This window comes from Nonomuraea sp. NPDC001684 (genome assembly GCF_053596515.1).
This window is the reverse complement of the sequence record NZ_JBSFGJ010000297.1, coordinates 1-11,545: the sequence shown is the minus strand read 5'-3', so window position 1 is coordinate 11,545 and position 11,545 is coordinate 1. Positions and strand designations below refer to the sequence as shown.

13 protein-coding genes and 1 pseudogene are annotated in these 11,545 nt (G+C 74.0%); 4 read left to right on the top strand and 10 right to left on the bottom strand.

Annotation, left to right across the window (positions count from 1 at the left end; translation table 11 throughout):
• The 5 genes from ACWCSD_RS36190 to ACWCSD_RS36170 form a co-directional block, all read right to left on the bottom strand.
• Window positions 1-256, bottom strand: a 256-nt coding sequence (locus tag ACWCSD_RS36190; RefSeq protein WP_449921751.1) for a hypothetical protein, incomplete at its 3' end; no start/stop codon positions are given.
• A 221-nt stretch (window positions 257-477) separates the two neighbouring features.
• Window positions 478-1,344: an AraC family transcriptional regulator gene (locus ACWCSD_RS36185; RefSeq protein ID WP_449921749.1), complete on the bottom strand. Its 867-nt coding sequence runs from the start codon at window positions 1,342-1,344 to the stop codon at window positions 478-480.
• A gap of 62 nt (window positions 1,345-1,406) precedes the next feature.
• Window positions 1,407-2,219: a phytanoyl-CoA dioxygenase family protein gene (locus ACWCSD_RS36180; protein WP_397157054.1), complete on the bottom strand. Its 813-nt coding sequence runs from the start codon at window positions 2,217-2,219 to the stop codon at window positions 1,407-1,409.
• A gap of 142 nt (window positions 2,220-2,361) precedes the next feature.
• Window positions 2,362-3,546 (bottom strand): MFS transporter, encoded by a 1,185-nt coding sequence (locus ACWCSD_RS36175; RefSeq protein ID WP_449921746.1) that lies wholly within the window; start codon window positions 3,544-3,546, stop codon window positions 2,362-2,364.
• Between the two features lie 44 nt (window positions 3,547-3,590).
• Window positions 3,591-4,283, bottom strand: a complete 693-nt coding sequence (locus ACWCSD_RS36170; protein WP_397157050.1) for a TetR/AcrR family transcriptional regulator — start codon at window positions 4,281-4,283, stop codon at window positions 3,591-3,593.
• Between the two features lie 53 nt (window positions 4,284-4,336).
• Between ACWCSD_RS36170 and ACWCSD_RS36165 the strand changes: the two genes are divergently transcribed.
• Complete coding sequence (locus ACWCSD_RS36165) at window positions 4,337-5,461, top strand: FAD-dependent oxidoreductase (RefSeq protein ID WP_449921743.1); 1,125 nt, start codon at window positions 4,337-4,339, stop codon at window positions 5,459-5,461.
• A 49-nt stretch (window positions 5,462-5,510) separates the two neighbouring features.
• Here ACWCSD_RS36165 and ACWCSD_RS36160 read toward each other — a convergent pair whose 3' ends face one another.
• Complete coding sequence (locus ACWCSD_RS36160; protein ID WP_449921741.1) at window positions 5,511-6,563, bottom strand: P1 family peptidase; 1,053 nt, start codon at window positions 6,561-6,563, stop codon at window positions 5,511-5,513.
• Between the two features lie 148 nt (window positions 6,564-6,711).
• Here ACWCSD_RS36160 and ACWCSD_RS36155 point away from each other — a divergent pair, with 148 nt between their 5' ends.
• Window positions 6,712-7,530, top strand: a complete 819-nt coding sequence (locus ACWCSD_RS36155) for a phosphotransferase family protein (RefSeq protein WP_449921738.1) — start codon at window positions 6,712-6,714, stop codon at window positions 7,528-7,530.
• A 20-nt stretch (window positions 7,531-7,550) separates the two neighbouring features.
• Here ACWCSD_RS36155 and ACWCSD_RS36150 read toward each other — a convergent pair whose 3' ends face one another.
• From ACWCSD_RS36150 to ACWCSD_RS36135, 4 genes are all read right to left on the bottom strand, one after another.
• A complete protein-coding gene (locus ACWCSD_RS36150; RefSeq protein WP_449921736.1) occupies window positions 7,551-8,300 on the bottom strand; it encodes an SDR family oxidoreductase in 750 nt (249 codons plus the stop codon).
• A gap of 82 nt (window positions 8,301-8,382) precedes the next feature.
• The gene (locus ACWCSD_RS36145) at window positions 8,383-8,769 is read right to left on the bottom strand and encodes a MerR family transcriptional regulator (RefSeq protein WP_358287032.1); all 387 of its coding nucleotides are present in this window, start codon (window positions 8,767-8,769) and stop codon (window positions 8,383-8,385) included.
• Window positions 8,766-10,238 (bottom strand): DHA2 family efflux MFS transporter permease subunit, encoded by a 1,473-nt coding sequence (locus tag ACWCSD_RS36140; RefSeq protein WP_449921731.1) that lies wholly within the window; start codon window positions 10,236-10,238, stop codon window positions 8,766-8,768. Before ACWCSD_RS36140 ends, ACWCSD_RS36145 begins: the two co-directional genes overlap by 4 nt.
• On the bottom strand, window positions 10,235-10,819 hold the full coding sequence (locus ACWCSD_RS36135) for an NADPH-dependent FMN reductase (protein WP_397157039.1): 585 nt from the start codon (window positions 10,817-10,819) through the stop codon (window positions 10,235-10,237). Before ACWCSD_RS36135 ends, ACWCSD_RS36140 begins: the two co-directional genes overlap by 4 nt.
• A gap of 124 nt (window positions 10,820-10,943) precedes the next feature.
• Here ACWCSD_RS36135 and ACWCSD_RS36130 point away from each other — a divergent pair, with 124 nt between their 5' ends.
• Together ACWCSD_RS36130 and ACWCSD_RS36125 are read left to right on the top strand one after the other, a co-directional pair.
• Entirely contained in the window at window positions 10,944-11,297 is a 354-nt protein-coding gene (locus ACWCSD_RS36130; protein ID WP_449921728.1) for a sigma-70 family RNA polymerase sigma factor, read from the top strand.
• Window positions 11,294-11,545: pseudogene (locus ACWCSD_RS36125) on the top strand (hypothetical protein); the annotation flags it as partial. The gene ACWCSD_RS36130 and the pseudogene ACWCSD_RS36125, both read left to right, overlap by 4 nt.

Sequence of the window (11,545 nt, the reverse complement as noted above, 5' to 3'; positions counted from 1 at the left end):
GGGCCGTCCCCTGCCGGGCGTCTACGGCCATCTGGTGGACTCGCGGCTGCGGCCGGTCCCGCCCGGCGTGCCAGGTGAGCTGGTCGTCGGCGGCCACGGGGGTGGCGGGGCAGGGGCCGTCGCAGGAGGAGCGGCTCCCGGACGCCGACAACAGGCCCAGCCCGATGACGGCGAGGACCGCGACGGCAAGGGCGGTCAGGCGGCCGGGACGGCGGAAGGCGGCCCATTCCCGGCGGAGGAGGTCGGTGATCGACATGCCAACGGTTATAGGGATCGACGCCTAACACGCCCCGAACGACGCCTGTCACCCCGCTGTCACCAGGCCGCCTCGCTGTCGTGGCGGCCCTTCGGTTCCGGGAGCATTGGCGCTCGCTCCGTGGGCCGCCGCCGTTGGTCCCGGACGAGCGTCGGCGGGCGAGAGCGAGGCTTGGCAGCGTCGTGATCGCCATGGCGGCGATGTCCACAGCGCCGCGGTGTTCAGCTGTGCTCGGGTTCCACCGGGAGCCACAGTTCGGCGTCGGCCTCGGTCTTGTCCGGCGACAGGTGGATGCGCAGGATCTCGGGACCGGTGCGGGTGCGGTACGGGTTCGACGGGAACCATTCGGTGAACACGTCCCGCCACAGCTCCTGGATGGCCTGTGGCGCCGGCCCGGAGGTGGTGAAGACCGCCCACGTACCGGCCGGGACGTCCAGCGTGGTCGTGCCTTCCGGAGCGGCCGCGGAGGTGATCACGCCATGGTGGTAGTCGAGTTCGGTGCCCTCGGCGCGGCTGGGGTCCATGTCGTCGCAGACCGCGACGATGCCATGCGGCTCCTGGTCCGACAGCTTCTCCAGGCGCTCCAGAGTCTGTGCGTCGATCCCACGGACGAAGTCCATGATCGCCTGGTTCGGGCCCGCGTGCACCAGCGGTACCCGGGTCTTGAACCCGACGACGGTGAAGTCCGCCCTGTCCACGACGCGGTACCGCATGCTGCTTCTCCCTTCGATGACGAGACGGAAGACCATCCGGGACTGGGAGTTGAGTGCGGCGCCGGTACGCCGGGCCTCGCCTGGTCCGATGCCGTGCATGGCACGGAACGCCCGCGCGAACGCCTCACCGGAGCCGTAGCCGTAGCGCACCGCGATCTCCAGCAGCGTTTCACGCCCCGCGAGCACTTCGGCGCCCGCGAGGGTGAGCCGACGACGCCGGACGTACTCCGACAGCGGCATGCCCGCGAGCGCGGAGAACATCCGGCGCAGGTGGTGCTCGGAGGTGGCCGCGATGCGTGCCAGCTGCTCCACGTCGATGGCCTGGTCGAGATGGCGCTCGATGTGCTCCAGGGCCTGGTTCAGCCGCTCCAGCATGGCTGGCCTCCGTCCTCGTCCCTCTTCACGGCCATCTTGCCGACGATAGCCGTGAAGCAGGTCTACCCGGCGCTGCTGCCGGCGCCGTCCCCGTCCGGACCGGGGGTGTCCCGTCCCAGGCCCCGGCGGATCGCGATCTCCACGGGCGAGTACGCACCGTCAGCCCGCTCCAGTTCGTACGGCGCGGCCGGCATCAGCGGCGGCTGGGCCATGAAGCGCGGTCGCACCCCATGGTGCGGTTGCGCGGCGTGCACCAGGAACGGATGGCACAGGAAGACGTCGCCCGGGGACCCGGTGGCGAGGGCGAGTGGCCGGTGGTCGGACGCCGCCACCACATCGGGCGCGAGGGTCAGCCCGCTCGCCCCGTCCTCTCCGTACTTCTCCAGCACCTTCGGCACGTCGAGGTGTGAGCCGACCCGGATCCGAGTCGGGGCGTCCTCCTCGCCGACCTCGCTGAACAGGAACAGCATCAACAGCGCCCGTCCCTGGGAGCGCAGATTCGTGAAGTACCAGGTCTCGCCCTCCGGCAGGTAGCTCCCCTCGATGTGCCAGCCCGCGTCCTCCGGCTCGTCCTCGTGGGGGAAGCGCAGCGGGAACGTGCCGAGCGAGTAGCGCGGCTCCCAGCGGCCCGCGCCGACGAGCAGGTCGTACGCGTGGTGCAGGAAGGGGGAGTTGGGCGCGGCGGCGAACGGTCCCTGCGCCATGCCGCCCACCCAGTGCACGGGCTGCGTCCACGTCGACGGGTCGTCGGGGTCGCAACCCGTCTCCCGCCACAGCAGCCGCGCGCAGTCTGCGGCCACGCGCGGCGCGACGGCTCCCTCCAGTTTCACGAAGCCGTCGCGGAGGAAACGGGATACCAAGGTCGTGTCATTCATGCCGCCAGCCTGCGACGACACCGGCCCCGGTGGCCCGACATCTTCCGTACCACCTTTGTCGGGTATGAGACTGAGCCGACACGGGCTCGTGGGGGCCATGCTGTGGGACACCCCGGCGAGGGATCGCCGGCGTGGCGGTTCTTCAATGGGTGCGGCGGCGCAGGGCGAGGGCGACGAGCGGGCCGGCGGCGAGCAGGAGTGCGAGGGCCGCGTAACCGTAGGTGAGCGAGGCCAGGGTGGCGACGCCGGCCACGAGCAGCGGGCCGCCGGCGTCGCCCAGCTCCCGGCCCAGTTCGGCGGCGCCCATGGTCTGGCCCATGCGTTCGGCCGGGGTGCGGGCGGCGAGGGCGGCGAAACCGAGCGGGGTGATGAGCCCCGTCCCGGCCCCGATCAGCACGGCGGCCGACAGGATGCCGGCCAGGCCGGGCAGCATGGCGCAGGCCAGCCCCGCCGCGGTGACCAGCAGCCCGCCCAGCAGGCCGGTACGGGTCGACAGACGCTCTTCGTCGAGGGCCCGCCCGGCCCTGGGCTGGACCACCGCCGCGCACGCCGCCAGGACGGACACCGCCGCGCCGGTCGCGACCGTGCCCAGCTCGGCGGCCCGGCCGGACACGGGCAGGAAGCCCACGCCGACCGACAGCGCGGCGGTGGCCCCGGCCAGCGCGGCGGTCGGCGCGAGGAAGGCCGGATCGGCCAGGCGCCGCGCCAGGTCCAGCACCGTCTGGCGGACCTTGGGCAGCGGCGGCACCGCGGGCACGGCCAGCGCGGCCCACACGGCGACCGCCGCGCCCAGCACGGTAAGGACCGCGAACAGCAGCCGCAGGCCGCCGGCCCACACCAGCACGCCGCCCAGCAGCGGGCCCAGGGTGTAGCCGATCGACTTCCAGAAGCCGTAGCCGCCGAAGGCCCGGCCGAGCTTGGCGGCCGGATTGAGCCTGGCCACCAGCGCCGAGGCCGACGGTGAGAACGCCGAGGCCGCCGCTCCCTGGCCCAGGCGGGCGGCCCACAACCAGCCGGGGCTGTCGGCGACGACGTACAGGCCGGAGGCGACCGCGAACGCCACCAGCCCGCCCACCAGCACCGGACGGGCGCCTATGCGGTCGGCGAGGCTGCCGAACAGGGGCTTGAGCAGCACCTCGGCGCCGTCGTACAGGGCCAGCAGCCCGCCGAGGACGAGCAGCGAGGTGACCGCGTCCGTGGAGAACCCGCCGAGGTTGGCGGCGATGCCGTGCGCGCCGAACGCGGTGGTGAACCCGGCCGCGTACAGCGGCCACATCCGCCGGCCCGCCGCCGCGGGCGCCGCCGCGGCGGAACCGGAAGGCGGCACAGGGGGCGGCGTGGAGGGCTCCCCGGAAGGCGGTGTGGGGAGCGTCACGCGTCCGGCCGGTCGAGTCTGGCGGCCACGGCGTCGAGGACCCACTCCAGGCCGGTCACGAAGGACTCCTCGGCGGCCACCTCCGTGCCGTCGTGCACGAACTTGGCCAGCGTGGGGTAGCGGCCCGTGGCCAGCATCCGGCTCACGTGCGGGCCGTAGGCGCGCTGCCAGTCGAGCTTGGACAGGCCCGTGGCGCGCTCGGCCCGCAGCTGCGCGATCTCGCGCCTGATCGCGCCGGTCAGGTACGCGCCGACGGTCTGCACGGCGTGCATGACGGTGTCGAGGTCGGCGAGGCCGTCGAGGGCGGCCAGCGTGCGTTCGGTCACGGCGAGGGCGTTCGGGCCCAGGCTCGGACGGCCGCCGAGCAGGTCGGCCAGCCATTCGTGACGGAGGGCGGCCTGCCTGGTGCGGACCGCGTGGCCGCGCAGCGCCTCCCGCCAGTCGCCGGGCGGCCCGTCGGGCAGGATCTCGGCGTGGACCTCGTCCACCATGAGGTCGAACAGCTCCTCCTTGGTGGAGATGTATCCGTACAGCCGCATCGGGCCGACGTCGAGCCGGGCGGCGACCTTGCGCAACGACACCGCCTCCAGCCCGCCCTCGTCGGCCAGCGCGACGGCCGCGGCGACGATCCGCTGCCGGTCGAGCGGCGCGGGGCGGGTCGGCGGCTCCGGACGGTCCCACACAGTCATGGATACATCGTACTGTTGCGATACGGCGTCTCGCGGCAATACAGTGTATCGACATGAGACAACGTATCGCCGTAGTGGGAGGCGGCCCCGCGGGCCTCACCTTCGCCCGCGTCCTGCACCGCTACGGCCATCCCGTCACCGTCTTCGAACGCGATGCCGCGCCCGACGCCCGTCCTCCGGGCGGCACGATCGACCTGCACGAGGGGATGGGCCAGCGCGCGCTGGACAAGGCGGGGCTGCTGGCCGAGTTCCAGGCGCTGTCGCGTCCCGAGGGGCAGGCCATGCGCATCCTGGCCCCTGACGGGACCGTGCTGCGCGACTGGCGGCCCCGTCCGGACGACCGGGCCAATCCGGAGATCGACCGCGGGCAGCTTCGCGACCTGCTGCTCGGCTCCCTGGACGTCCGATGGGGGCACGCCGTGACGGAGGTGACGCCCGGAACGCGGGACGGCGTGCTGCTCCGCTTCGCCGACGGGCGGCAGGAGACGTTCGACCTCGTGGTCGGCGCGGACGGCGCCTGGTCCCGGATTCGCCCGGCGCTCTCCGCCGCGACGCCGCAGTACACCGGAGTCACCGCGGTCGAGACCTCCCTCGACGACGTCGACACCCGCCACCCGGACCTCGCCCGGTTGATCGGCGACGGTTCCGTGGCCGTCTACGGCGTGAACCGGGCCATCGTCGCCCAGCGCAACAGCGGCGGCCACGTCAAGGTGTACGCCCAGTTCCGCGCGCCGCTGGACCGGCACGCGGACACCGACACGGGCCCGGACGGCGCCGAGGCTGTGCGGTCCCGCCTGCTGGCGCTGTTCGAGGGCTGGGCCGACCCCGTGCTCGACCTCCTGCGCCGCGGCACCGTGTTCGCCGACCGCCCCCTTTACGTCCTGCCCGTCTCCCACACCTGGGACCACGTCCCCGGACTGACGCTCCTGGGGGACGCCGCCCACCTCATGCCGCCCTTGGGGGTGGGCGCGAACCTGGCGATGCTGGAGGGCGCCGAGCTCGCCGAGGCCCTGGCCGCCGGCCCCGGCGATCCGGACGAGGCCGTCCGCGCCTTCGAGGAACGGATGTGGGAACGGGCCGGCAGGTGGGCGAAGATGACGGCGGACGGCCTGGAACGTCTCGTCGGCCCGGATCCCGCCACGGCCATCGCCGTCTTCGACGAGGTCCAGGCGTCCTGACCGGCTTGCCGCCCGCCGGCCGCGTGCCCGACCTCACGGGACGGAACAGCTAGCCGACCGGCTCTCCCGCGCCGGTCCGCGGCAGCCGGTCGTACGGAACGGCGTGACGGGTCCGGCCGCGGACGCCGGTGGTGGTCGTCGCGGTGAACAGCGAGTTGAGCAGCGCCTCCTCCACCGCGTCCATGACCGCGGCGAACAGCGGGTTCAGGCCGGCGTCGGGCAGGCGCGGGAGCTCCGGCGACGCGGTGCTGAAGGCGATGGCGTAGTCGCCGCTCCCGTTGGAGTACGAGGCCCCGACGCGGCCCATCGCGAAGATCGCCCGGCGGGCCAGGCGGGCGAGCTGACGCGCGTCGAGCGGCGCGTCGGTGGCCACCACGATCATGCAGGAGTTGCCGATGGGCTCCTCGCCGGTGGCCCCCGGGACGAGCTCCTCGACCGGCATCGGGACGCCCCCCACGGTCAGCACGCCGCCGAAGTTCGCCTGGACGAGCGCCCCGACCGTCACCGCGGCCCCCTCGGCCACCGGCCGCCGGGACGAGGTGCCGATGCCCGCCTTGTAGCCCAGCGCCGTCGTCCCGGTGCCCGCTCCCACGCACCCTTCGGCGGGCAGCCCGCCGGACGCACCCTCCAGCGCGTCGAGCACGTGCCGCTCGGTGATCGGGCGGCGCCGGATGTCGGACAGGAAGCCGTCGTTGGTCTCGCCCACGACCGGGTTGAAGGAGATGCCCTCCGGGCTGCGGTCCATCAGGTAGGTGAGCAGCGCGTCCGCCACCCGGAACGCCGACAGCGTGGCGGTCAGCACGACGGGCGACTCCAGCACGCCGAGCTCGTCGATCTGGGTGGAGCCGACCAGTTTGCCGTAGCCGTTGCCGGCGTACACGGCCGCGGGCAGCGACCGCCCTTCGGCGGTGAGCTGACGGGGGACGACGGCGGTGACCCCGGTGTGCAGGTCGGCGCCGTCGTCGAGGGTGGTGTGGCCGACCAGGACGCCTTCGACGTCGGTGATCGCGTTCAACGGCCCGGTCGGCAGTGTGCCGACGACGACGCCCAGTTCGCGCGCCCGCGCGCGTCCCCTCGTGGCTGCGGTGAGGTGATTGTCCATAATGTTCCCATTGTCGGGGCTCCGCTCAGCCGACGCGTGCCCCTCGGCGACCGATAGGCTCGGAGCCCTTCCGTCCCCTCGCGGGAGACCTGGTCGGAGGGCCACCCGCCCGCCGGCCGCACGGGAACGGAAGGGGCGCGACGGGCAGATGACGGCCGGCCGATGCACGCACGACCTCGAATTCCATGACGACGTCGTGATCAAGCGGTACGCCTCGTGGGGGCGGGGAGAGCCGCGCCGGGAATGGCAGGCGCTCACCCTGCTCGCCGAACACGCCCCCGGCCTCGCCCCTGTCCCCGTGCGGGCCGCGCTCGACGGCCGTCCGCCGCTGATCGTGATGAGCCGGCTGCCCGGCCGCGTCCTGCGCGGCGAGCAGGCCACCGGCGAGCAGATCCAGGCGACGGCCGACGCCCTGAACCGGCTGCACCGGCTGCCGCGCCAGGTGGTGGAGACGGTCGGCCCCGCCTCCTGGGGGCCCGTGGCGGCCGTGGCCAAGGCTCGCGCCTGGGCCGGTCGGCGACCCGAGCTCGGCGACGAACCCGTGGTGCGGGAGGCGTACCGCGCGGGCGTCGCGTGGCTGGACTCCTCCGCGCCCGACGGCCTCGCCACCGATCCCCGTCCGCCCGTTCTCGGGATGGCCGACGGCAACCGCGCTAACTACCTGTGGGACGAGCACGACCGCCGCGTCCGGCTCATCGACTGGGAGGACTCCGGCCGCAACGATCGCGCCTTCGAGCTGGGCGAGCTGTGCGAGCACATCTCCCGCCTCGACGGCGCCCTGGACGCGCGGCGACTGCTGGCCCTGGTCGACCTCACCCCGGCGGAGGCCCGGCGCGTGCGGGCCTTCCGTCTTCTGATCGCACTGGGCTGGTTCCTCCAGCTCGGCCCCGGCGGCCCGGCGGCATCGCACAACCCGCCGGGCACGCTGGCGGTCCAGGCCGAGCGGGTGCTGCGGCTGCTCGGGTAGGGGCTGGCCGGGGCGCGCCGTCAGAGCAGGGTGCCGCCCGAGGCGTCCAGCCAGTGGCCGGTCACCCAGCGGCTGTCGTCGCCGGCCAGGAAGGCCACCGCGTCGGCCACGTCCGCGGGGGTGCCCACGCGGCCCATGGGGGACAGCGACGACAACCAGGTCAGCGCCTCCCCGACGAGTCTGCCCTGGTGCATGTCGGTGTCGATGACGCCGGGCGCCACGGTGTTGACGGTGATCCCGCGCGGCCCGAGCTGCTTGGCCAGCGTCGAGGTGAGCACGTCGAGCGCGCTCTTGGACATGGCGTAGCTGATCGCCGTCGGCATCGCCGAGCCGCGGGTCAGCATCGTGGAGACGTTGACGATCCGGCCGCCGTCACGCAGGCGGGGGAGTGCGAGCTGGGTGACGAAGAACGGGGCGGTGGCGTTGACCGCGAAGAGCCGTTCGAACTGCCGTCTGGTGACGTGTTCGATGCCGGGCTCGTCGTTGAGGATGCCGGCGTTGTTGACCAGGATGTCCAGCCCGTCGGCGCGGGCGTCGAAGGCGGCCCACAGGCGGTCGGCGTCGCCGGGCGTGCCCAGCTCGGCCCGCAGGGCGAACGCCTGCCCGCCCGCCGCCTCGACCGCGGCGACGGTCTCCGCGGCGGCCTGGTCGTTGCCGCCGTAGTGGACCGCGACGCGCGCGCCGTCCGCGGCCAGGCGCTGGGCGATGGCCCGGCCGATCCCTCTGCTCGCGCCGGTGACGAGCGCGGTCTTGCCATGGAGGTTGCTCATGATGTGTTCCTGTCGATCGGGGATGAGTCACCCGAAGGCCGCGGGCGGGCGGCAGACGTGCCGCTCGACGCCCGCAGGGCGATCAAGGGGACTGGAGGAAGTCCAGGGTGGCCAGCTCGTTCACGGTGGTCTGCAGCTGGTCGATGCGGGCCCGGCCGATCCGGACCAGTTCCTCGCCCGCGGCGATCCACTGGCCGAGGTCGCGGGACAGGGGCGGGATGCCGGAGAGGATGTCGGCGCTCTCCTTGAGGGTGATGCCGACCCGCTGCGCGGCGAGGGCGAGCTTGATCCGGCAGACCGCGTCGACGGTGAAGCGGCGGGCGTTGCCGCTGTTGCGGTGGCCGGTGATCACGCCGTAGCGCTCGTAGAAGCGGACGGCGTTGGGCGTCACCCCGGCGGCCCTGGCCACCTGCCCGACCGTGAGGGAGGCCGGGATCGTCTCGGAGCCGGGACGGTCGGTGACGGTCATGGCGCGCTCACCGTCCTCTCAGCCGACTCCCGCCGGCCCGGTGTCGCCGAGTGCCGGGCCGGAGAGCGCAATCGTACGACGAGGGCCACCGACATCACGACGAGGGCCGCCGCCTGGGTCAGCCGCAGGGCGTCGGTGACGGTGACCGCCTGCGCCGCCCTGTCCGCCGCGTCCATGGCGGCCAGGGCCGCGAGCGACGCGCCGCCGGTCATCGCGGCGGTCAGCGCCGTGAACAGCGCGCCGACCGCCACGGTGCCCATGCCGTTGGCGACCGTGCTCACCAGTGACAACAGCGCGGAACCCGAGGCCAGGTCGGGGCCGTGGAGATTCCGGCTGGAACCGGACATCGTCGGCATCATGATCGCGCCGGTGCCCGCTCCCTGGAGCAGCGCGAACAGCCCGAGCACCGGGTACGGGGTGTCCGGCGCGAGGATGATCACCTGGACCACGCCGGACGCGATCACGAGCCCGAGCCCGGTGCCGACGACCCGCCGGGGGCCGAGCCGTTCCAGCAGCCGGGCCGCGACCTGCAGGCTGAGGCCCATGCCGACCGCGCCGGGGACCATCAGCGCCGCCGTGACCGAGGCGCTGTCGAGACGCAGCGTCTGGACATAGGTGGGCATCAGCAGAGCCGAGCCGAAGTAGGGGGCGGCGTACAGGGCGAGCACCGCGGCGCCCCGGCCGAACGTCGGATCACCGAGCAGCCGGATCCGCAGCAGCGGCTCCGGACGGCTCAGCGCCCGGGCGCAGAAGGCCGCGACCAGCACCGCGCCGATGGCCACCGCGGCGATCCGCGTCCAGGCCGGACTGTCCTGGGCGCTGATGCCGTACGCCACCGCGACGATGCCGGGCACCAGCAGGATCGCCCCCACCAGGTCCGGCCGGACCCGCCGGCCGCCCGCGGGGCCGGCCGGCAACCAGGCAGGCGCGCCCGCGGCGGTCAGCAGCGCCAGCGGCACGGTGACGTAGAACAGCGCGCGCCAGGAGCCGGCGCCCAGGAGCGCCGCGCCGAGCAGCGGGCCCAGGATCGGCCCGACCAGCATCGGCACCCCGGTGACCGCCGTCATCCGGCTGCGGCGTTCGGGCGCGACCGCGCCGAACCCGATCGCCATCCCCAGCGGCGCCAGCAGGCCGCCGCTGAGGCCCTGCGCCGCCCGCGCGGCGATCAGCCCGTCCAGGCCGCCGGCCGCGCCGGCGGCGGCGGAGGCGACCGCGAAGCCGACCAGCGCCGCCAGGTACACGCGCCGCGCGCCCCAGCGCGCGGCCAGCCCGGCGGCCAGCGGCATCGTCGCCACCATCCCGAGCGCGTACGCGGTGACGACCCATTGCACGGAGCTCAGCGACGCCCCGAACGCCGCCATCAGCGCGGGCAGCGCCACCACGACGATCGTGGCGTCCAGCACCGCGAGCAGCCCGCCGGCCATCAGGACGACCGCGGCGCGCAGCTCCGGCCCGGTCAGCCTGCTCACCGCCGACCGGCCGGGTCCGTGACGCGGACGGACCGCAGTGCCCGCGCCCACGTGCGCAGCTCGCCCATCGTCGTGTGCAGCGCCTGCGTCGTGCCCGGCGGGGGGACGAAACGGCCGCCGGCGTCCAGGTGCTCCCACGCCATCGGGATCAGCACCGACTCGCGGACCGTGGCGGCCCGCAGCTCGGGGAAGACCATGCGCAACTGCGCCACGGCCCTGATGCCGCCGGAGGCGCCGTACCCGACGAACGCGACCGGCTTGTACGCCCACTCGGTGAAGTGCCAGTCGATCGCGTTCTTCACGGCGGCGGGGAAACTGTGATTGTACTCCGGGACGAGGAACACGAACCCGTCGGCGCCGGCGAGCGCGTCGCCGATCGGGGACGCGGCCCCTCCGCCGGGCTGCAGCTCGTGCATCGGCAGCGAGACCGCGGCCAGGTCGATCATGTCGAGGTCGAGCCAGTCGATGGTGCTGAGCTCGCGCTCCAGCCAGGCGGCGAGCGGGTCGGCCATTCTGGGCCTGCGCACGCTTCCGATCACCACGGCGATCCGGAGGCGGCTGTCGGCGTTGGTTTCCGTCATGGCATGGACGCTAGGAGTTCGCCTATGGGCGAACTCAAGTCGCCGAATTCTGGGCCTTCCCGGCGTCCGGCATAGTTCCGGGACGCCCGCTCGTCCTTGATGGGTGACATGAGGAGGAGGACGGGTGGATCCAGGCTTCGAGGCGGTTCTGCGGCAGTTCGTCATCGACCGGTCGGGGGCGCTGTTCCGCACGGCGTACCTGCTGCCCGGCGACCGGCACGCCGCCGAGCACCTCCGGCCCGGCGACGGGCACGCCGACGCGGCCGACCTGCGCCTGACGATGCGGGCGGCGCTGTCCCGGCTGACGCCCCGGCAGCGGACCATGCTCGTCCTGCGCTACTTCGAGGACAAGTCGGAGACCGAGATCGCGGACCTGCTGGGCGTGCGCGTGGGGTCGGTCCGCAGCCAGATCTACCGATCACTGGAGCGGCTGAAGAAGACCGCCCCCGAGCTGAGCGCCGTGAGGGAGTTCCGTTGAACATCGAGAACCTGCTGCGTGAGACCCTCGCCGACATGGCGGACGAGCAGCCGCCACCGCCTCCCGCCCGGTTCCTCCCGCAACGTCCCGCCCGGTTCCTCCCGCATCGTCCTGGCCGCCGGAGGGGCGTCGCGCTGGCGGCGGCGGCCGCCGTCGTCGTCCTGGCCGCCGGGGGCACGGTGGCCGTCCGGGCGCTCGCGCCGGAGCCGGGCCGCCCGGGGGCGTCCGCGGCCGCGCGGCCCGGTCCG